We start from the raw sequence: 19772 nt of genomic DNA, 5'->3' as shown, positions 1-19772 counted from the left end.
ACCATGGTAAAGGATCAGCAAAGGGGTAGGTGGGGCGGTGAGCCCCGCCCACCGGGCGGGGCTCCGGGGGCTTCTCAGCCGTCGAGGTGCTTGACCCAGCGGCTCCACTGCGGCTCGGGCGCATAGCCCGACGCGCGCCACGCATGCTGGGCGAGCGCGTTTTCGTCCAGCACCATCGCGTCACCCCGCCGGCCGCCCAGCGCGGTGAACCGCTCCTCGGCCGCGGTCAGCAGCGCGCCGCCGATGCCCGCTCGGCGGTGGTCCGGGTGGACCGCCAGCCGGTAGAGATGGCAGCGCCAGCCGTCGAAACCGGCTATCACCGTTCCCGTGAGAAGGCCGTCGCGCTCCGCGAGGAGCAGAGCCCCGGGATCTCTGGTGATGAGTCGCGTTACCCCGTCGTGGTCGTCGGAGATGCTGGTTCCTTCGGCGGCTTCGCGCCAGAACCGCAGTACGGCGCCGACGTCGGAGAGGGTGGCGCAGCGGACGTGAAGATCGCTCATGGGTCGAGCCAAGCAGAGCGTCCGCCTGTTCGGCCAACGGCTTCCGTACGCGGTCGAGCTCGCGGCGGCAGGTGTCAGGTGGCAGGCGGCGACCCGTAGGGAACACCTGGCCGTGGATCCGCATGTACCGCATGTACCGCATGTACCGCATGTGCGGCAGCGTGCCGGGAAAGCCGCCGCGGGGCGTACTCCCGCCCACCCCGCGGGAGTTGGCGAGCGGCAGGCCTAGGCGCCGGTCGCGGGACGGCGCTCCGCTGAAGGGCGGGTGAGGTGTGTGTCGAGCCAGGTGCGTCCTGCGGCGAGGTGCCTGGCCAGGTGGGGTGAGTCGCTGAGCGGAGCCGCCAGGAAGTCCAGTACGGCGAGCAGGCGGGCCGGGTCGGTGGAGCGGGCCGTGAGGAACGCGGCGGCGAAGGACAGGTAGTCGATGAACACCCGCGGATCGTCCACGAACGCGCCTGCGGCGAGGGAGTCCAGGAGCTGTCCGAGGGTTTCGGTGGTGGCTTCGTCTTGGCGGTGGGTGGGGTCGCGCAGGTCGGGGAAGCGGTCCTGCAGGCTCTGCACGACGTGGCGCAGAAGTGCGGAGCGGCGGCGGGCGAGATGGGCGTAGGCCTCGGTGGAGCCGGCGTCGAGGGACGGCTCGCCGGTGAGGGGCGGCGGCCACTGACGGCGCAGCAGGGTGTCGGCGGTCGGTGCGTCGGGGGCGTAGAGATCGGCGCCGAGCGCGTACGCCCAGGTGCCGTCGGGACCGAAGCCGCAGCCACCGGCGAGAACCGGCACGCCGGCCGGACGACATGCCTGGATGAGCCCGTGGGCGAGCGGCAGCCGCATCGGCAGGGTGCAGGACAGGGCGACCACGTCCGGAGCGTTCTGGTGGAGGTCGGAGACCAATTGGGCGGCGGGGACATGGCCACCGAGGAATCGCACGTGGAAGCCGCGCACCCGCAGCACTTCGGCGAGCAGGCGGGCGGGCAGCGTGTGCCATTCACCGTCGCTGCACGTCACCAGCACCGCGCCCGCCGTACCCGCCGGGCCCGGTTCGGGGATCGCGGCGGCAACGGTGGCGACGGACCGCTCGCTGACGTGGGTGGCCGCGTGCTCCTGCGCCACGGTCCATTCACCGGACGCCCACCGCGTGCCGACCCGCTGCTGAGCGGGCGCCACCAGCCCCAGCAGGACATCCTCAGCCCGCACGCCGTCCTGGAGCAGGCGCACGGTCAGCGCTACCGCGCCCTCCTCGTCGGCGTGGACGAGGCAGTCGTCGAAAGCGGCCCGGACGTCGCCGGTGATTCCGGGGCGGTCGTGGCTCATGGGAGGGGCCGCCTCGGGAGCGGGCCGGGCGGGGCCTGGAGGGCCAGTACGGCGATGTCGTCGTGGGGGCGGCCGGCCAGCCACTGGGTGGTGAGGAGCTCCACCCGCTCGGCGACCGCGCCTGCCGGCATGCGCAGGCAGTCGGCCAGCGCGCGGGACAGCCGTTCGTCGCCGTACAGCTCCCCTCCGGTCGGTCCGCCCCGTGCCTCGGTCACCCCGTCGCTGTAGAGCAGCATCAGCTCGCCGGGGGCCAGGTGGGAATCCGTCCGGCCGAAGAACGGATCGGGCAGGATGCCGACCAGCGTGCCGTCGATCGAGACCTCCTCCACCCGGCCGTCCCGGCGCAGGATCAGCGGGGGAAGGTGGCCTCCCCCCGCGGTCACCACGGTCAGACCGCCGTCCGGGGACGGGCGCGCGGATCCGTTCACCAGGGTGGTGAAGCGGCTTTCGTCGCCGAGCAGCGCCTGATTGAGCAGGTGCAGTGCCCGCACCGGGTCAGGCTCGGTGAGTTCCAGGGTGCGCAGACTCTGCCGCACGAGTCCGGCCAGGACGGCCGCCTCCGCGCCCTTGCCGCACACATCGCCGAAGAAGAAGACCACGCCGTCGCCGGGATGCGGGGCGACGCGGTAGAAGTCACCGCTGATGCGCAGCGCCTGTGCGGCCGGCCGGTAGGCGGCACCCAGCCTGACGGCCTCGACCGCAGGCAGCGGGTCGGGTGCCAGGCTCTCCTGAAGGACGGCGGTGGTCCGTGACTGCTGGGAGTAGAGGGACGCGGTGGCCAGCGCGAGACCGGCCCGCTCGGCGAACTGCCACGCCAGCTTGACGTCCGTCGCTGCGAAGCCCGCCCGGCCCGGACCCCGGATCAGGATCAGCGCGCCGGCCGAGACGCCGTTGCCGGAGAGCTGGATGACCAGTGCCTCGCCGCCCTCCCCGGGGTCCGCGGGTAGGGCGGCCGCGAGGCCCTCCAGCTCCTGCACGGAGGTGGCAGCGGGGTGAGGACGCAGGCCCGAGAGCGCGTCCGCGACCGCCGGCACCCGCGCCAGCGTCTTCGCGGACACCTGGCCTGCGTCCTCCGCGCCATCCGGCCCGGCCCGGTGCCACTCCGTGCGGCGTCCGTGCACCGGCAGCACGACGACCGCGATATCGGCCAGCTCCGGCCGGGCGATCCGCACCACGGAGCGCACGGTACGGCCATGGTGCAGAGAGGCACCGAGCCGTAGGCCTGCCTCCTCCAGGAACGCCGACCGCTGCCGCTCCGCCAGCAGGGTGTCCGCACAGGCCCGTACGGCGCTGACGTCACGCACCAGCCACATCACCTGGTCCCGGCAGGTTTCCCGGTGCCCGAGGAGTGCGCGGCCCTCGAAGGGGGCATCGAAGCTGTCCGCCCCCTGTTCCGTTGCCAGGGCGAGCGGGCCCGCCATCGAGGTGCTGAGCGTCGCCCCGACCCGCAGCAGGGGGAAGAGGCGGCCGGCCGAGGTGGTGTACGCGCGCACCACACCCGCCGCGTCGCAGGTCACCACGGCCTGGTCGGCCGGGTTCACCAGGTCCAGGAGCTGTAGCGGGTCCACCGGTTCCACCGGGCAAAATTCCGACCGCCCGCGGGGCGACTGCCCGCACGACGGCTCCGCCGGAGCTGAGCGGCCCTCGCCCCCGGCCTCCTCGCGTCCGGTCTCCGTCATCGGTGGTGGCTCGCGTCCACGTGCGCGTACGGCGGTGAGAGGTGGCCGGAAGCTCTCGCGCGGGGCCCCTCGTCGTGGGGCGCCGCGGGTGGTGGGGGGCGCTGTGCGACGGTGCGCACCGCAGTGGTTCCCATCCGGCGACCGCCGCTTCTCCCGCCCCAGTCGTGCGCTGCGACCTGGCCCGCTTGCCCTGCCGCTTCCTACCCGGGCCCCTTGGCTCGTCCGGACTCCGGCCGGCCCGTTGACACGGCCTCTTCTCGTCGAAGGGCTCTTCGAGTCCACCTCGATTCCACGCTACGCTCCGCCGCCCGATAGCGATATTCACGAGCGGCCTCTCGCGGGGGCCAGGGCGGAACCTCCGGGCCGCGGGCCGGTCGCGCGCAGCGGGCGGGAGCCGGTCCGCGGAAGGTGCCCGTGCGTGCCGCCTGACGGGAAGCCCGTGCACGCCTCACCACGAGCGGCGCGTGAAGAGCGGTACCTACGGTCGGGGCGGGCCCCGACCGTAGGTACCGGGCGGCGTCAGCCGGCCGTGCCGAAGTCCTGCGTCCAGTAGTCGCCGGGCTGCGCGAGTCCGACGCCGATCTCCTTGTACGAGCAGTCGAGGATGTTGCGCTTGTGGCCGGGGCTGTCCATCCAGCCCTTCATCACGCTCTCGGGAGTGGCGTATCCGTAGGCGACGTTCTCGCCGTAGCTGTTCCAGTCATAGCCGGCGGCCTTGATCCGGTCGTCCGGAGACGAGCCGTTGGAGCCCGTGTGGGACATGTTCCGATGGTCCGCCATGTCCTTGCTGTGAGCCTGGGCGGCCTTTGTGAGCTTCGCGTTCACGGTCAGCGGCTTGCACCCGGCCTTGCTGCGCTCGTCGTTGACGAGTTCCACCACGCGGGCCGTCGCTCCGGATGCGGGGGCGGTGGATTTCTTCGAGGCGCTCGGCGCCGCGGAGGGCGCCTTCGAGGCGGTGGGCTTCTGTGCTGCGGTGGACTTCTGCGGCGCGGCCGCGGCGGCCTTTTTGCCCTTGGTCTTCGTCTGCCAGTGAGCGTGGGACGCATTCTTCCACTGGCCGTGGTGCTGCCTGCCCTGGCTCTCCTGCCCGTCCTTGCAGGCCATGGCGACGGAGGGCACGCCCACGGCGCCAATGGCCAGGGCTGCGACGGCTATTCGCCGGTAATGCCTCTTCCTGCGATGCGTCCTCATGTCTGACCTCACTCGGTGAATGCGAAGCGAACCGGCGCGGTTCGCTCTGCCTGATCTCCGCCCCTGAGCTGCGGAGATGCCGTGGGCCGACATTCTTGGACCGCCATTCGGGCAAGGCAATGGGCACATCTACTACTCCGTTTAGTAGGTGCCGCCACCCTTGCCATGGCTGTCCGGGCATGCTGTTCCCGGGTCGGACTCTCCCCGGTATTCCTGCTGTGTCGTCAGGAACCGTTATGCGCTCGATGCGCGGACGAAAGAAAGCGGCGGACCGCCGGCTCTCCGTCCGGGCGCGGGAAATTCCCAGCCCAAGGCGGACAAGTCCCGTATGTCCCTGAGGAGGGCATCTACTATTCGCGATAGTAAGAGCCCGTCCTGGTTATGACGGATGTCACTCGGTCCTGAGGTGTGACGGCGGGGCGGTCGCGTACGGGACCTCGGATCTGCCCGCCGTCGCTCGTCCGGGTCCGGGCGGGACGGCAGTCGCACGACTCCGCCGGCGGGGCGCGCAGGCCCCTGCCGAGCGGATCGTGCGCTCCGGTCAGCTGCCGGCCAGCTCCTCGATCACCGGCGCGAACGCCTCCAGGAACGGGTCCAGAACGGTGATGTAGGAGAACCCGAACCGCTCCCGCCGCTCCCGCAGCTGCTCGGCCATCTGCGCGGGCGTACCGATCAGCAGCGTCGGGGCGTCCAGCACCTGTTCCTCGTCGAGGCCGATGCCGAGCCCCGCGATCTCCCGGGCGACGGCGACGCGGTCGTCGGTGACCCGCACCTGCTGGACGAGGATGTTCAGCTCCGCGGGCTCGGCGCGGTCGGCGGCGTACTCCTGGTACCGGGCCACCGAGGTGGCCAGCTCGTCGGCCGGCAGCAGGTTCAGCGTGCCCTCCGGCTTGCCCGGGGCCTGCCGGCCGCCGGTGAACGCCGCGATCTCGGCGTGCCGGGCGGCCAGCCGCAGCATGCGCGGGCCGTTGCCGCCGATCAGCAGCGGCGGCCGCGGCAGCTGGGTGGGCCGCGGCGCGTACTCGGGATCGCCGACCAGCCGGTCCAGCTCCTCGACGGTGCGCTCCAGATGGTCGACGCGTCGGCCGGGCGTCTCCCAGGGCAGACCGGCCGACTCGAACTCGTCCCGGACGTATCCGGTGCCCAGGCCCAGTTCGAGCCGGCCGCCGGTGAGCGCGTCGGTGGTGGCGACCTCGCGGGCCAGTAGGGCCGGGGTGTAAAAGCCCGTGTTGAGGACGAAGGTGCCGACCCGGGGGCGCTCGGTCGCCTCCGCCGCGGCGATCAGTGCGGGGAACGGCGCCGGCATGCCGAGATGGTCGGGGACCAGCAGCACGTCATAGCCCAACTCCTCCGCCTGGCGGCACTTCCGTCGCCAGGACTGCCCCGAGTCGATGGTGAGCATGTTGACGCCGAAGCGGAACGGACGTGGCATGAGGGCCCCCTTGAGATGCGCGGTCAGCGTCGGTCGTGACCGGCTCGGATCATGGAACCAGACCCGTACGGAGGGACGTTGGCCGGTGTACCCGCAGCGCGGTCGTTGCCGCACGGCGGGCCCTGTGGGCGGGGCCGTGGCCGGGGAGGAGGGTGTCTCCGATGGCCATGGGGGCTTCTTCGCGGGTCCGTGTCGGGTCGCGCGGCCGGTGCCCGGTCCGGGACGGCGCCGTCCCGGGCGCGCTCGAAACGCGGCGGACGATGGCAGAAGGTGCGGCGCAGTGATGTCCTGGTACGGCTCCGTGGAGCGGCCGGGAAGGCGCCGGCGCAGCCGATAGTCCCCGGCTATCGCCCGCATTCGCAATCCATGGATGGTGTGCGGCCGCCGACTGGGTGAGCCTGGCCGGGACCGAGACGTCCGACGAAGGGGCAGGACATGGCCTACGTTCCGCAGCGGCAACCGGTGGCGGCGCATCATCTGCTGAACTTCATCGACGGCCGCTGGAGCCCGGCCGAGTCCGGACAGACCAGGACCGATGTCAACCCGGCCGATCTGGGCGACCATGTGGGGGAGTTCGCCGAGTCCGGCGGCGTGGACACCGACCGGGCGGTGGACGCCGCCGCGACGGCCCTGCCCGCCTGGCGGGCGCGCGGACCGATCGAGCGGGCCACGTTTCTGACCGCGATGAGCCACCAACTCGCCGAAAGGGAAGCGGAGTTCGCCGCGGCGATCACCCGGGAGCAGGGCAAGCTGCTGAGCGAGGCGCGCGGCGAGGTGGCCCGAGCCCGCGCCGTACTCGACTTCACCGCGGGACAGGCCCGGCTCCTCGGCGGGGTCACCGCGCCCGCCGAGGAGGACCGCACCTTCGCCTACACCTTCCGCCGCCCCATCGGCGTCGTCGGACTCGTCTCGCCCTGGAACTTCCCGCTCGCCATCCCGGTCTGGAAGGTCGCCCCGGCCCTGCTCTCCGGCTGCACCGCGGTCCTCAAGCCGTCCCCGCTCACCCCCCTGACCGCGGCCCTGCTCGTCGACGCGGCACAACGGGCGGGCCTCCCGGACGGTGTGCTCAACCTCGTCCAGGGCGACGCGGCGGCAGGCGAGGCACTCGTCGCGCATCCGGACGTGGCCGGTATCAGCTTCACCGGCTCGCTCGCCGTGGGGAGGGCCATCCATACCGGCGGCGCGTCCCGGCTGCTGCGCACCCAGCTCGAACTCGGCGGCAAGAACGCGGTGATCGTGCTGGACGACGCCGACCTCGACCGGGCGGTGGACGCGGTGGCACAGGGCGCCTTCGGCCAGGCCGGTCAGCGGTGCAGTGCCACCAGCCGCGCCGTCGTCGACCACCGGGTACGGGACGCGTTCCTGGACCGGCTGGTGGACCGGGTCGCCGGGATGCGGGTCGGCCCCGGCGACGACCCGGCGTCGCAGATCTGCCCGGTCGTCAACCCCGCCCGGATGGAGGCCGCGCTGAACGCCGTCGCCGGGGCGCGGCGGGACGGCGGCAAGGTCCTCTGCGGCGGCGAGCGCGCGGACGATCCCGGCCTGCCGGACGGCTGCTACGTCCGTCCCACCGTCATCCGGGATGTCCCCTGGGACAGCGAACTCGCCCAGGAAGAGGTCTTCGGCCCGGTCCTCGCGGTCATCGACGCGGACGGGTTCGATGACGCGCTGCGGATCGCCAACTCCGTCAAATACGGCATGTCGGGCACCGTGTTCACCGCCTCCCAGTCCCGGGCGTTCGAGGCCGTGGACCGCTTCGAGGCCGGCATGCTGCACGTCAACCGGCCGGGCGTCGGTGCGTACGCGCATCTGCCGCACGTCGGCGCCAAGGCCTCGCAGTACGGCCCGCCCGAATGCTCACCGCAGGTCTGGGACTTCTACACGCAGTGGCACTCGGCCTGCATCAGCTACTGACGGAAAGCCGTGGATCCGCGGCTTCCGCCCCGTCGGAACTGCCGCCGCCGCATACCTACGACCGGGCCCCGGCCGCCGCACGGCGGCCGGGGCCCGGTCGTGCCCGGGGGAGCTCAGCGCGCCAGCACCTCCTCCGCCAGCCCGAACGACAGCGTCATCCCGGCGCCGCCGACGCCATTGACGACCGTCACCCCCGGTTCCGGATCGACGACCAGCTCGGTGCGGCCGTCGCGCAGTGAGGGGTAGCAGCCCGTCCACCGCTCCGTGATCCGCGGATCGGGCAGCCGCGCGAAGCCCCGCAGATACGTGGTGATCGCCTCGTTGATCTCCTCACTGGCGAACGGGTCGTGGGTGGCGGCATAGGCATGGCTGTCGCCGATCGTCAGCCGGCCGTCCGCGGTCTGCGACAGCAGCACATGGATGCCGTGCTCCCGGTGGAACGGCAGCTCCTCGCGCATCCGGGCATCCAGCGCGGCCCGCGCCGTACAGTCCTCGAACGCCGCGTAGTGCAGCAGCGTCAGCCCGCCGCAGAGCATCGGCCCCAGCTGCCAGCCGTCCGGCTGCACGCCCGTACGCAGCATCTGCAGTTTGCAGCGCACCAGGCCGCTCGCCGCGAAGACCTCCGGATACAGCGTCGCGAAGTCGTTCCCGCTGCACACCAGGATCCGGTCCGCGCGCCACTCCCCGGCGGTGGTGGACACCGTCGGCGCCGCGATACCGCGCACCGCGGTGCCGAACCGCACGTCCACGCCGTACTCCTCGGCGAGATACCCGGCAACCGCCGGGATCGCCTGCCGCGGATCCACATTGACCTCGGTGGGGCTCCACATCGCGCCGATCAGCCCCTCCTCGCGCACCGCCCGGCCGCGCTTCACCGCCTCCGCCGCGGTGATCATCGTCGTGCCCCGTTCACGGGCCGGAGCGGTGGTGGCGACGAACTCCTCCAGCACCGCGAGCTCGTCGGGCCGCTGGGCCAGGTGCAGGGATCCGGTCGGGGCGGCCCACAGGCCCGTCTTGGCGCTGATCTCCTGCCAGATGTCGCGGCTGCGCAGCGCCCGCTGGTAGATCGCGCCGCGCTGCTGGCCGACCGCCCAGATCATGCCGAAGTTACGGATCGAGGCGCCGACGGCGTGCTCATCGCGTTCGAAGAGCACGACGCGGTCGCCACGGCGGGCTGCGGCGAGCGCGTGCGCGAGGCCGACTATGCCGCCGCCGACGACGACGGTGTCGACATGGTTGATCGCCATGAATGTATCCCTCTCTGAAGGCGTGGGAGACGCGGGAGACGTGGGAGACGCGGGGTGGCTACAGGAGGTAGGGGGAGAGTCGGGTCAGGCGGGTGCCGGGACGCGGTTCCACTGGGGGAGCATCAGCAGCCCCGCCAGCAGGGCGGCGCCCGCGAAGCCGTAGAAGAGGGTGGTGCCGGCGAGGAACCCGGGCAGCAGGCCGCCGAGGATCGCGCCCACCGAGCCGCAGCCGTTGACCAGCCCGGCGGCCGTCCCCGCGCCGCCCGCACTGCCGAAGTCGACCGCGGCGACGCACGAGATCATCGCGTCGGCGGCATAGACGGACAGGCCGATCAACGCCAGCACCGCGATCATCACGCCCGTGCTGCCGGTCGCCGTCAGCGGCATGAAGAGCAGGAGCGACACCGTCAGAATTCCCAGTGCCAGCACACATGGTGGCACCCGCCGGGACCGGAAGACCGTGTCGGACAGCCAGCCGATCAGGACCGGGGCGAGGACCCCGGCGACCCCGAAGGCGATCGGGATGAGTGTCGCGCCCACCTTGCCGACCTCCGGCAGCCGGCGGCTGACGATCACCGGGCCCCAGAGCAGAATCGCGTAACGGGCCGGTTTGAGCAGGAAGTAGGCGGCGCCGAGCGTGAGGACCATCCGGTCCTGGAGAGTCTCCCGGTACAGCGCGAGCGGCGCACGCTTCCCGGCCGGTTCCGCCGCGGGAGCCGCCTCCTCGGAGCCCGCCGCAGCCGGCGCTCCCTCCGGGGGCGTATCGCGCTGGAAGAGCAGGAACGCGCCCAGCACCACGGCGAGGGTGGCCGCCCCGGCGAAGAACGCGGCATGCCAGCTGTCGAAGACCGAGTACGCCCACCAGCCGAGGAACGGCGGCGCGGCCAGCCCGCCGAAGGCGTAGTTGCTGCTCCAGACGCCGAGCACCTTGCCGCGTTCGCGTACCGGGAAGAAATTGCCCATGTTCTTGCACAGCGGCGCCCAACCGGCGGACTGCGAGAGCCCCTGGACGACCATCGCGCCACCGAACACCAGCAGCGCGCTACTGACCCCCATGGCGCAGGAGGCGACGATCGCGCCGAGCATGCCGCCGACCACGACGACCCGCGGCCCGAAGCGGTCGGCCCACATGCCCCAGAGGAACTGCCCCACGGCGTACGCCGCGAGATAGACCGCATCGATCACCCCGAGCACCCGCTCGGTGAGGACGGCGTGGACGCCGGGGGCGGGGTCGTCCAGGATCCCCAACTTGGCGACGGAGAAGGCCTGGCGGGCGAAGTAGAAGCCGGCATAGGCGATCCAGGTGATCGCGAAGATCTGCCGGCGCCAGCGGGTGGCGCTCTTGAGGGCGGCACGGGTGCTGAGAGGTGGTGGGGGAGGGTCGTGCGGGACGTGCTGCGGTGCGAGGTCGGCCATGGCGGTGTCCTGTCCTCGGCGTGGAGGGGGAGGTAGGGGAGGGGAAAAGAGTGAGGGGAGGGGAGGGGAGGGGCGGGGGTGCGGCGGGTGGGGAGAACGAGGCCCCGGCGCGCGCCTCGGCGGCGCGCCGGGGCCGGGAGCGGGGTGGGAGGGGAGCGGCAGGCCTGCCGGGTCAGCCGGCCGGCGTCCGCCCGGCGGCGAGTGCGGTACCCACCCAGTAGCTGTCGAAGTTGCGCAGCCGGTGTCCTTCCGGCAGCTCGCCGACCGGCGCGTTCACCAGGAACGGGACCCGCTGTTCGGTCAGCCCGCCGTGCGAGCGGAGCGGTTCGGTGAAGCCGGAGATGTCGTGCCGGGCGGGAGTGGTGCCCAGCGCCGTATTGCGCTCGGCGATGACGACGAGTTCACCGATCCGGTCGCCGGGCAGTTCGAAGCGTGCGCAGGCCTCGTCGCGGGTCAAGACCGTCGCCACGCCCTGGATGTCTTCGAGTTCACCGGCCAGTGCACGGGTGCCGGCCTCGTCGAGCGAGGCGGGCAGATGCACCGTCGCGTACGAGCCGAGCGCCCCGTGGTGAACCGTGTACGGGTCGGTGATCGGCAGCACCACACGCGCCGCGCCCACCCCCAACCGGCGGTCCAACCGGTCCTGGAGAAAGACCACTTGGGCGTCGCCCGCGCCGTCGGTCTTGGCGTTCATCCCGTGGTCGGCGGTGACGACGAGGACGGCGCCGAGTGCGTCGATCCGGGCGAAGTAGCGGTCGAGCATGGCGTAGAAGTCATTGGCTACTGGCGAGCCGGGGGCGTGCTTGTGCTGGATGTAGTCCGTCAGCGACAGGTACATCAGCTCGGGCCGGTCCCGCTCCAGCACGTCCACGCCCGCGGCCAGCACCAGTTCGCTCAACTCGGCGCTGTAAACCGACGGCAGGTCCATGCCGGCCCGTTCCAGGACCTTGTCGATGCCGTTCTCGTCCTCGGTGACCTGGTCGGCCTTCTCCGCCGAGAAGCAGATGCCGTTCTCCAGGCCCTGGCCCAGCAGCCGCCGGAGCTTGTCCTTCGCGGTGATCACCGCCACCCGCGCGCCCTGTTGGGAGAACGCCGCGAACAGGGTCGGGGCGCGCAGCAGGGCGGGATCGTTCATCATGACCTCGCTGTCCGAGGCCGGGTCGTAGAAGTAGTTGCCGCAGATGCCGTGCACACTGGGCGGTGCGCCGGTCGCGATCGAGAGGTTGTTGGGGTTGGTGAAGGACGGCATCGTGCAGTCCGCACGCAGATCGCTGCCGCTGAGCAGCATCTGCTCCAGGAAGGGCATCCGCCCGTCCGCGACGGCCCGTTCGTGATAGGCGTCCTCGCTGCCGTCGATGCACACCACGACCACCGGGCGCTGAGGCCAGGCGTAGTCGCGTCCGTTCACCCGCAGCTGTCCGGCACCGGCTTCCTTCATGTACGGATCCACCCCTGAGGTCGACGTCGGAGGGCGGTGGGATCCGCCCTGCCTCATGGGTAGCACCGGCCGTCAGCGCCGTAGAACCACCGAAATCGCTATACCGGCCATAGCCTTTTCCGCGCGTACGACCGAGCTCCCGGACATCGCGCCTACGTCGCGTCCCCCGGGCCGCTGTCCGCCCCCGCGGCGTCGAGCCCGCCCCAGATCTCGCCCGACAGCTCCACCGCGGCCGCGACCTCACCCGCCGCGCAGGCCTCGATCAGTGCGTCGTGCCGCTCGGCTGAGGCGCGCGCCGCCGCGCTGGAGAAGCGGCGCCGCTCCAGCCTGCGCAGCAGCGGGGTGTAGCGGCGGACGGTCTCGGCCAGCGCCGCGTTGCCGCAGACCTCAAGGGGGACGGCGTGCAGCGCGTCGTCCGCCGCCAGCGCGGCCATCGCGTCCTCCGCATCCAGCGCCCGGACGAACGCGGCGTTGGCCGTCCGCATCCGCCCGAGATGTTCCCCGGTCATCAGGGGGACCGCCTCGCGCACGGCGAGTGCGTGCATCGCCTGGACGACGGCGAGCGCGTCCCGGGTCTCGCGCGCCACGACCGGTGCGACCCGGGTATAGCTCTGCGGTTTGGAGACCACCAGGCGTTCGGCGGTCAGCCGGGCGAGCGCCTGGCGGACCGGGGCGCGGGACAGCCCCAGCCGCTGGGCGAGTTCGGCGTCGCTGAGCTTGGCCCCGGGCGGCAGCTCGCCGGAGACGATCGCTTCCAGCAACGCGTCGTACGCCTCGTCGCGCAGCAGCCTTCTCGGCACCGGTTCCAGTGCGGTCACGCCCTGATCCTAAGCGCCGACCCCGGCCGGTGGGCGCACCTGGAGGGTGATTAACATTTCAGATATCAATTTCCGCCAGCGGTCCGCCTCCCCCGATACCGGGGGTGGGCCGCCGGCCGGCGGTGGACCGGACGGCGAAGCGGCAAGGCCAGTGAGGAGATGGACCGTGTCGGCATCATCACGGACAGCGGGACGGGCGGCCAGGGGCGGCGTCGCGAGACCGATGGCCCTGGGGATCGTCGCCGCCGCCTGCTTCGCCACCACCTTCGTGCTCAACCGCTGGATGAGCGTGTCGGGCGGCTCCTGGATGTGGAGCGCGAGCCTGCGCTACCTCTTCATGGTCGTGCCGATGGTCGTGCTGGTGGCGGTCCGCGGCGGACTGCCCGGCGTCCTGCACAGCCTGCGCACCAGGCCGGTGCTGTGGCTTTGCTGGTCGACGGTCGGCTTCGGACTCTTCTACGCGCCGCTGACGTGGGCGGGCGAGGCCGGCGCCGGATGGCTGGTCGCCTCGACCTGGCAGCTGGTGATCGTCGCCGGCATCGCCATCGGCGCGCTCGGCGGCGGCCGCGTGCCGCTGCGCACCCTCGGCGTCTCGGCGCTGATCGTCATCGGCGTCGCCCTGGCCCAGCTCCAGCACGCTCGGGGGGCGGGCGTCGGCACGGTCCTCCAGGTGGTGCTGCCGGTCGCCGTCGCCGCCGTCGCCTACCCCCTCGGCAATCGCCGGCTCCTCGGTGTCGACGGGCTGGACGGTTTCCAGCGCACCCTGGCGATGACGCTCGGCTCGCTGCCGCTGTGGATCGCACTGGCCGGTACCGCGACGGCCACCCACGGGCCGCCCACCGCAGGGCAGTTGACGCAGTGTCTGATCGTCGCGCTGGTCTCCGGCGTGATGGGCACCACGTTCTTCTTCCGCGCCACCGACCTGGTACGCCACCACCCCGCCGCCCTGGGCGCGGTCGAGGCGACCCAGGCGGCCGAGGTGCCGTTCACGCTGCTCGGCGAGGCGCTGGTGGTGGGCGTCGCGGTGCCGCGGCTATCGGGCTGGGCCGGACTCGCGCTCATCGTCGTCGGGCTGTGCGTGCATGCGCTGGGCCAGATATCCGGCGGTGCTCACGGCCAGCAGCAGGACGACGGTGCCGAGCGTGAAGGCCTCGAACGCGGTCCGGGAGACGCCCCAGGTCGTCCGGAAGTCGTAGCCGAGTCCGAAGAGCGGCTCCAGGGTGCCGGGAAACAGCGCCACCCATGAGCCCAGCAGGATCCATGCGTAGACGAACACCGTCGCGATCGTGAATCCCGGGGTGCCGAAGGGGACACGGTAGGGGCGTGGCACATCGCGTCGGCGCAGCCGCAGCACGAGCAGCGCGGGCACGATGCACAGGTAGGACAGCAGCAGCGTGGTGATCGCGACGGACAGCACCACCCCGAAGACGGCCGAGGCGTCGCCGCCCGCCAGATTCATCGCCGCGGCCATGAAGACCGTGGCGGTGATGCCCGAGAGAACGTTCATCCGCACCGGCGTCCCCAGACGCGGGTGGAAGGCGCCGAGCGACCGGCTGAAGAACCCGCCGTCGGCCGCCGCCATCGCCTGCATCCGGTCGGCGACGATCATCCACGCACTGCCCTGGGTCAGCAGCGCGAAGGCGAACAGTGCCGCGGTGGCCGTCAGCAGTGGCCCGCGCAGGCTCCCGTACACGTCGAAGACCAACCCGGCGGCATCCATGAAACCGCCGATCCCGGTGACCGCCCCGGCCGGGGCCGCCGAGAGAATGGCCAGCACCGGAAGCAGATAGCAGCAGGTGGCGATCAGCCCGGCGACGCCGATCGAGACCGGCACATCGCGCTGCGGATCGAGCATCTCGTCGCCGGCCGCGTTGGGCGCCTCGAATCCGACGTAGGCGAAGAGCAGCACGGGCACCAGCGCCAGGAAGCCCGCGCCGGTGGGGGAGAAACCGGTGCCCTCCAGCCCGCGGAAGCCGTGCCGGACCCCGTAGGCGACGGCCGTGCCGGTGAAGACGGCGAGGGTGAAGACCTTGGCGGCCGCCCCGGCCGTGGTGACCCATTTGCCGCGGCGCAGCGAGACGACGGCGGTGAGGATGGCGGCCCAGATGAAGATCAGTTTGAAGAGGTAGTCGGCGACCGTGCCGGAGCCTAGCGGGAAGACGAAGCCGTCCCAGGCCTGCGCGGCGACGAAGGCCAGCGAACCGCCCAGCCAGACGGGGTTGGTGACCCAGTAGAACATCGTGGTCAGCGCTGCCGCCGCGCGTCCGAAGGACAGTTTCACCCAGACGTAGGGGCCGCCCTCCTGCGGGAAGGCCGCGCCGGTCTCGGCGAAGATCAGCGCGTACGGCAGCAGGAAGACCGCCGCCACGACGCCGACCCAGGTGACGGCCTCGCCACCGCCGGTCGCGATCTGCCCGATCACATCGAAGGAGATCACGGCGGCGACGCTCATCGCCATGATGTCGAAACGGCGCAGGCTGCGGTTCAGGTGGAGTGCGGGGGCTGGGGCGGACACGGCAGGGGTCCTCCTGGTGGCGAAGCGGCGGATCACATCGTCCGGTATCCGCTCCACCGGTATCGGGAGCGGCGCGCACCCACCTGCCGCACCCGTCCGGTCCGTCCCACCCCTGTCCCTCAGGGACATCGCTGGCTAGGCTCGTCGCGCGGTCGATCATGGATTGCCGAGCGGCGCCGCGCAGCGTGCGGCGGCCATCGAGGGAGGGCCATGGAACTCAACCTCCACCGACTGTGGATCTTCATGCAGGTCGTCGAACACCAGGGGTTCTCCGCGGCCGCCCAGAAGCTGTACATGAGCCAGCCGTCCGTCTCCAACCAGGTGCGCCGGCTCGAACAGTCGCTCCACGTCACCCTCGTCGACCGCTCCGGGACCCGCGCCCGGCCGACCGCCGAGGGGGAGGTGCTGGCCGAGTACGGCAAGCGGGTCTTCCTGCTCGCCGAGGAGGCCGTCGCCGCCGTCCAGCAGGTCGGCGGACTGGTGGCCGGGCGGCTGCTGATCGGCGGTTCGACCACCGTGGGAACGTATCTGCTGCCCGCGCTGTTGGCCCGCTACCAGCGCCAACACCCCGGCATCGACTGCGACGTCTTCGTCGGGAACTACGAGGCCGTCCAGGAGCAGCTGTTCGGCGGCGGCATCGGTGTCGCGGTGGTCGCCGGCACCCCGCACGGCGACCGGCTGGTCGTCGAGTCCGTCCTGGACGAACGCCTGGTGCTGATCGCGGCTCCCGATCACCCCCTCGCCGAGCGCGCCGACCTCGCCCCCGACGACCTCACCGGCAGCCGCTTCCTGCTCCGCGAACCCGGCTCGCAGACCCGGGAGCTGCAAGAACGGGTGCTGGCCGACTGGGGGCTCGGCGCCGCGCCGCGTGCCGACATCTGGGGCCCCGAAGCGGTCAAGCAGTGCGTGGCCGCCGGGATGGGACTCGCCCTGATCTCCGAGCACGCCGTCGTCGACGAGGTACGGGCCGGCACCCTCGCCGTCCTGCCCGTCACCCCGGCCCCCGAGCCCCGCCCCATCAGCCTCGTACGCCGCAGGGACCGGCTGCTCTCCCCGGCGGAACGCGCGTTCCTGGACGTGCTCCGGGGGCTGCGCCACTGGCCCGGCAGGACGGGTGAGGCGGAAGCCGGATGAGGCGGACGGACCCCACTTGCCGGTGCTAGCGGGTGCGCGCTAGCTTAGGAGGGTGGCGAAGACACAGCTGAATGTCCGTGTGGACGAAGCCACCGCCGAAGCGGCGCGAGAGCGCGCCCTGCAGCGGGGAGTGAGCATGAACCGCTATATCGAAGAACTCGTCCTCAAGGACGCCGGAGAGGTCGGCCAGACCTTCGTCGAGGCCGCCTCCGACTTCATGAAGCAGTACGAACGAGTCTTCGCCGAAGAATTCGGCCTGGACCCGAGCAGCGACCGCGGCCCCTCGAAAGCCACGGACCGGGAAGGACAGCCGGGCCCCACGTGACACTGCGCATCGACCTCGCCTGGCTCCTCCTGATCGCCGAACAGCACACCCCCGGAGACCCCCAGGTCACCGACTGGGGCGCTCTGGTGGCCGCCGTCAGCCGCCACGACGCGGAGATCCTCGGCGTCCCCGTCTACACCGAACCACAGGACCGCGCCGCGGCACTCCTCCAACTACTCCTGCGGGTACCGGCGTTGGAGCGCTCCAACGCGATGTTCGCGACCGCCGTCGCCTACGGCTACCTCGTCGCGAGCGGTCTGAAGATCGCCACCTCCCCCGAGCGGGTCCGCGACCTCGCCCGGCTCGTCAAGGAGGGCACGACCGACGTCCACGCCATCGCGGAGGAACTGCGCACCTGGACGGTGTGACGGCCGCGGGCACGGACCCGGTGACGCGCACGGACACGATCGCCTTCAGGGGGGTGCCCCCCGCCCTGCTCAGTCGTCGATCGGCCGCCGCGCCATCCCCATCACCACGGGCGACGTGGGAAGCGTCGGCCCGCGCTCCGGCACCCGCAGCCGCCTCGCGTGCACCACCTCGAAGCCCGCCGCCCGGATCTCGGCGAGCGGATCCCGCCAGGTGTGACAGCCGCCCATCAGCAGCGGCCAGACCGTGCGGTCCAAAGACCACTGCGCTGCCGCGAGCCCCCGCCCGGCCGCCCGCCCGTGCTCGAAGAACCGCAGCTCACCGCCCGGACGCAGCACCCGCCGCAACTCCGCCAGCGACCGCCGCACATCACGCACCGAACACAGCACCAACGACGCCACCGCCGCGTCGAACGCCTCGCTCTTGACCGGCAGCGCCTCCGCGACTCCCGGCACGAGATCCACCGGCACGCCCGCATGCGCCGCCGCCTTCCGCGCCGCCGCCCGCAGGGTGGCCTCCGGCTCGATCGCCACCACCTCCGACACCGTCCGCGGATAGTGCGCGAAGTTCAGTCCGCTGCCCGCGCCGACCTCGATGACCCGGCCCATGGATCCCGTCAGCAACTGCTTCCGCAGGGCCGCCACGCCCGCCCGCTCGTCCGCCGCGGGCCCGCAGCACCGCGCGTAGAAGCGGGCGAAGACCGGATGGTGCACGGTGTCCCGCGAAACTCTCCTGCGCTGCAACATGACGGACCCTTTCGCCGGCGATGCCCGCTCGTGCTGTCAGTCTCCCCGCTGGAACGCGGCCGAGACCCGCGACGCCGCGCCGGAAGGGACCGGCGGCCCGCACCCGGCAGTCACGCGGTCCCCCTCCCGGCAGCCACCGGGCCGCCTGCCCGCACATCATGCGGATGCCCGAACGCACACCCGGGGCCGCCCCCTAGAATGACGCCTCGGCCGCACCGGCGCGGACCGGCCGGGCCGGCCGTTTCCCCCTCCGTACGCGCCTGCCCGCCGTCCCACGACCGGCCGCGCCGCACCCCGTACGCCCGGACATCCGGCACCCGAGGACCAGGACGCAAAAACGCATGCCCCACCACCCCGCGCAGGCGGACCCCCGCCCCACCCCTGACGAGCCGTCGGCCGCTGCCACACCCCCACAGACCCCCTCCCCGGCAGGCCATCAGCGCACCGAACCCGACGCCTACGCCCGCAAGGCCGTCCTCGCCTCCGCCGTCGGATACGGCCTCGAAGGCTTCGACCTCCTCATCCTCAGCTTCGCCCTCTCCGCGCTCACCGCCGGTCTCCACCTGACCTCCACCGAGGCGGGGTCACTGACCACCATCACCCTCACCGGCTGCGTCGCCGGCGGCCTGCTGTTCGGCGTGCTCTCCGACCGCCTGGGCCGCATCCGGGTGCTGTCCTGGTCCATCGTGCTCTTCGCCGTCTTCACCGGACTGACCGCGCTGTCCCAGGACTTCACCCAGCTCGCGGTCTTCCGGTTCCTCTCGGGCATGGGCATCGGCGGTGAATTCGGTATCGGCATGGCCCTGGCCGCCGAGGCCTTCCCCAGCCGCAAACGCGCCCGCGGCACGTCCTACGTCGGCCTCGGCTGGCAGACCGGCGTCCTGGCCGCCGCCCTCGTCTCCGCCCCGGTCATCAACGCCTGGGGCTGGCGCGCCCTGTTCGCCCTCGGCGTGCTGCCCGCCGTCGCGGCATTCCTCTTCCGCCGCACGATGCACGAGCCCGCGGCGTTCACCGAGGCCGCCCGCGCGGCACGGCCCGCCACCGCCCCGCTGCGCAGCCTCCTCGACACCCCGGCGGCCCGCCGCACCACCCTCGGCATCCTCGTGCTGACCTCGGTACAGAACTTCGGCTACTACGGCATCATGACGTGGCTCCCGAGCTATCTGTCCGAGGAGTTCGGCTACAGCCTCACCAAGTCCGGCGCCTGGACCGCCGTCACGGTCGTCGGCATGGCCCTCGGGATCCTCGCCTTCGGCCACCTCGCCGACCGGATCGGCCGCCGCCCCACCTTCTGGATCTTCCAGGCCGGCTCGGTCCTCGCCGTCGTCGCCTACGCCACCCTCTCCGCCCCCACCGCGCTGCTCATCGGCGGCGCCGTCATGGGCGCCTTCGTGAACGGCATGACCGGCGGCTACGGTGCCCTGATCGCCGAGCTCTACCCCACCCACGCGCGTGCCACCGCCCAGAACGTCCTCTTCAACCTGGGCCGCGGCGTCGGTGGCTTCGCCCCGCTGGTGGTCGCCCTCGTCGCGGACTCCTACGGCTTCCAGAAGGCCATCGGCCTGCTCGCCGTCATCTACCTTCTGGACATGGCGGCCATGTTCCTGATCCCGGAACGCAAGGGAGCCTCGCTGGACTAGGGGCTGTCGTGGGGGTGAACCCCCCCCCCCCCCCCCCCCCCCCCCGGGGGCCCCCCCCCCCCCCCCCGGGCGCGCCCCCCCCCCCGGGCGCCCCGGCCAGACA

The 19772-nt window shown here is 72.2% G+C and carries 16 protein-coding genes and 1 pseudogene; 6 read left to right on the top strand and 11 right to left on the bottom strand.

The features are described from left to right. Positions 1 to 74: 74 nt before the first annotated feature. From ACIRQ7_RS33830 to ACIRQ7_RS33810, 5 genes are all read right to left on the bottom strand, one after another. On the bottom strand, positions 75 to 500 hold the full coding sequence (locus tag ACIRQ7_RS33830) for a GNAT family N-acetyltransferase (protein WP_404266380.1): 426 nt from the start codon (positions 498 to 500) through the stop codon (positions 75 to 77). Between the two features lie 225 nt (positions 501 to 725). After that, a complete protein-coding gene (locus ACIRQ7_RS33825) occupies positions 726 to 1808 on the bottom strand; it encodes a B12-binding domain-containing protein (RefSeq protein ID WP_404266379.1) in 1083 nt (360 codons plus the stop codon). After that, complete coding sequence (locus tag ACIRQ7_RS33820; RefSeq protein WP_404266378.1) at positions 1805 to 3376, bottom strand: PP2C family protein-serine/threonine phosphatase; 1572 nt, start codon at positions 3374 to 3376, stop codon at positions 1805 to 1807. Before ACIRQ7_RS33820 ends, ACIRQ7_RS33825 begins: the two co-directional genes overlap by 4 nt. Before the next feature lie 630 nt (positions 3377 to 4006). Continuing rightward, positions 4007 to 4678 carry a CAP domain-containing protein gene (locus tag ACIRQ7_RS33815; RefSeq protein ID WP_404266377.1) on the bottom strand — a complete coding sequence of 224 codons (672 nt, stop codon included), beginning with the start codon at positions 4676 to 4678 and terminating at the stop codon, positions 4007 to 4009. Between the two features lie 541 nt (positions 4679 to 5219). Then, positions 5220 to 6110, bottom strand: a complete 891-nt coding sequence (locus ACIRQ7_RS33810; RefSeq protein ID WP_404266376.1) for an LLM class F420-dependent oxidoreductase — start codon at positions 6108 to 6110, stop codon at positions 5220 to 5222. Positions 6111 to 6545: 435 nt separating this feature from the next. On the opposite strand from ACIRQ7_RS33810, the gene ACIRQ7_RS33805 reads away from it, so the two are divergent. Further along, the gene (locus ACIRQ7_RS33805; protein WP_404266375.1) at positions 6546 to 8024 is read left to right on the top strand and encodes an aldehyde dehydrogenase family protein; all 1479 of its coding nucleotides are present in this window, start codon (positions 6546 to 6548) and stop codon (positions 8022 to 8024) included. A gap of 113 nt (positions 8025 to 8137) precedes the next feature. Here ACIRQ7_RS33805 and ACIRQ7_RS33800 read toward each other — a convergent pair whose 3' ends face one another. The 4 genes from ACIRQ7_RS33800 to ACIRQ7_RS33785 all read right to left on the bottom strand — a co-directional run bounded on the left by ACIRQ7_RS33800 (position 8138) and on the right by ACIRQ7_RS33785 (position 12943). Then, on the bottom strand, positions 8138 to 9271 hold the full coding sequence (locus ACIRQ7_RS33800) for a TIGR03364 family FAD-dependent oxidoreductase (RefSeq protein ID WP_404266374.1): 1134 nt from the start codon (positions 9269 to 9271) through the stop codon (positions 8138 to 8140). Positions 9272 to 9355: 84 nt separating this feature from the next. Beyond that, the gene (locus tag ACIRQ7_RS33795) at positions 9356 to 10687 is read right to left on the bottom strand and encodes an MFS transporter (protein ID WP_404266373.1); all 1332 of its coding nucleotides are present in this window, start codon (positions 10685 to 10687) and stop codon (positions 9356 to 9358) included. 172 nt (positions 10688 to 10859) lie between these two features. Next, complete coding sequence (gene phnA / locus ACIRQ7_RS33790) at positions 10860 to 12125, bottom strand: phosphonoacetate hydrolase (RefSeq protein WP_404266372.1); 1266 nt, start codon at positions 12123 to 12125, stop codon at positions 10860 to 10862. Positions 12126 to 12277: 152 nt separating this feature from the next. Then, positions 12278 to 12943: a GntR family transcriptional regulator gene (locus tag ACIRQ7_RS33785; protein ID WP_404266371.1), complete on the bottom strand. Its 666-nt coding sequence runs from the start codon at positions 12941 to 12943 to the stop codon at positions 12278 to 12280. A gap of 223 nt (positions 12944 to 13166) precedes the next feature. Here ACIRQ7_RS33785 and ACIRQ7_RS33780 point away from each other — a divergent pair. Continuing rightward, a pseudogene (locus tag ACIRQ7_RS33780) lies at positions 13167 to 13967 on the top strand (multidrug resistance efflux transporter family protein); the annotation flags it as partial. A gap of 9 nt (positions 13968 to 13976) precedes the next feature. Here the strand turns inward: ACIRQ7_RS33780 and ACIRQ7_RS33775 are convergent. Beyond that, positions 13977 to 15458: an APC family permease gene (locus tag ACIRQ7_RS33775; RefSeq protein WP_404266370.1), complete on the bottom strand. Its 1482-nt coding sequence runs from the start codon at positions 15456 to 15458 to the stop codon at positions 13977 to 13979. Between the two features lie 210 nt (positions 15459 to 15668). On the opposite strand from ACIRQ7_RS33775, the gene ACIRQ7_RS33770 reads away from it, so the two are divergent. Genes ACIRQ7_RS33770 through ACIRQ7_RS33760 form a run of 3 tightly spaced genes read left to right on the top strand, consistent with a single transcriptional unit; the run spans position 15669 to position 17285 of the window. Beyond that, positions 15669 to 16592, top strand: coding sequence for a LysR family transcriptional regulator (locus ACIRQ7_RS33770; RefSeq protein ID WP_404266369.1), 924 nt, complete (start codon positions 15669 to 15671; stop codon positions 16590 to 16592). A 52-nt stretch (positions 16593 to 16644) separates the two neighbouring features. Continuing rightward, positions 16645 to 16917: a toxin-antitoxin system HicB family antitoxin gene (locus ACIRQ7_RS33765; RefSeq protein WP_401478157.1), complete on the top strand. Its 273-nt coding sequence runs from the start codon at positions 16645 to 16647 to the stop codon at positions 16915 to 16917. Further along, entirely contained in the window at positions 16914 to 17285 is a 372-nt protein-coding gene (locus tag ACIRQ7_RS33760; RefSeq protein ID WP_401478160.1) for a fic family toxin-antitoxin system, toxin component, read from the top strand. The genes ACIRQ7_RS33765 and ACIRQ7_RS33760 overlap by 4 nt, the downstream gene beginning before the upstream one ends. 69 nt (positions 17286 to 17354) lie before the next feature. Here the strand turns inward: ACIRQ7_RS33760 and ACIRQ7_RS33755 are convergent, their stop codons facing one another. Then, complete coding sequence (locus ACIRQ7_RS33755) at positions 17355 to 18029, bottom strand: class I SAM-dependent methyltransferase (protein ID WP_404266368.1); 675 nt, start codon at positions 18027 to 18029, stop codon at positions 17355 to 17357. 341 nt (positions 18030 to 18370) lie between these two features. Between ACIRQ7_RS33755 and ACIRQ7_RS33750 the strand changes: the two genes are divergently transcribed. Further along, the gene (locus tag ACIRQ7_RS33750; RefSeq protein WP_404266367.1) at positions 18371 to 19669 is read left to right on the top strand and encodes an MFS transporter; all 1299 of its coding nucleotides are present in this window, start codon (positions 18371 to 18373) and stop codon (positions 19667 to 19669) included. The last annotated feature ends 103 nt before the right edge of the window (positions 19670 to 19772 follow it).

This window comes from Streptomyces sp. NPDC101393, assembly GCF_044767385.1.
Classification (GTDB): Bacteria; Actinomycetota; Actinomycetes; order Streptomycetales; family Streptomycetaceae; genus Streptomyces.
The sequence above is the reverse complement of the archived record's forward strand: the minus strand, read 5'-3'. Positions and strand labels throughout refer to the sequence as shown.

Coding starts and splice junctions, on each gene's coding strand:
- phnA (WP_404266372.1), bottom strand. CDS start 12,125: ATGAAGGAAGCCGGTGCCGGACAGCTGCGGGTGAACGGACGCGACTAC.
- ACIRQ7_RS33770 (WP_404266369.1), top strand. CDS start 15,669: ATGGAACTCAACCTCCACCGACTGTGGATCTTCATGCAGGTCGTCGAA.
- ACIRQ7_RS33795 (WP_404266373.1), bottom strand. CDS start 10,687: ATGGCCGACCTCGCACCGCAGCACGTCCCGCACGACCCTCCCCCACCA.
- ACIRQ7_RS33815 (WP_404266377.1), bottom strand. CDS start 4,678: ATGAGGACGCATCGCAGGAAGAGGCATTACCGGCGAATAGCCGTCGCA.
- ACIRQ7_RS33800 (WP_404266374.1), bottom strand. CDS start 9,271: ATGGCGATCAACCATGTCGACACCGTCGTCGTCGGCGGCGGCATAGTC.
- ACIRQ7_RS33755 (WP_404266368.1), bottom strand. CDS start 18,029: ATGTTGCAGCGCAGGAGAGTTTCGCGGGACACCGTGCACCATCCGGTC.
- ACIRQ7_RS33810 (WP_404266376.1), bottom strand. CDS start 6,110: ATGCCACGTCCGTTCCGCTTCGGCGTCAACATGCTCACCATCGACTCG.
- ACIRQ7_RS33830 (WP_404266380.1), bottom strand. CDS start 500: ATGAGCGATCTTCACGTCCGCTGCGCCACCCTCTCCGACGTCGGCGCC.
- ACIRQ7_RS33750 (WP_404266367.1), top strand. CDS start 18,371: ATGCCCCACCACCCCGCGCAGGCGGACCCCCGCCCCACCCCTGACGAG.
- ACIRQ7_RS33825 (WP_404266379.1), bottom strand. CDS start 1,808: ATGAGCCACGACCGCCCCGGAATCACCGGCGACGTCCGGGCCGCTTTC.
- ACIRQ7_RS33805 (WP_404266375.1), top strand. CDS start 6,546: ATGGCCTACGTTCCGCAGCGGCAACCGGTGGCGGCGCATCATCTGCTG.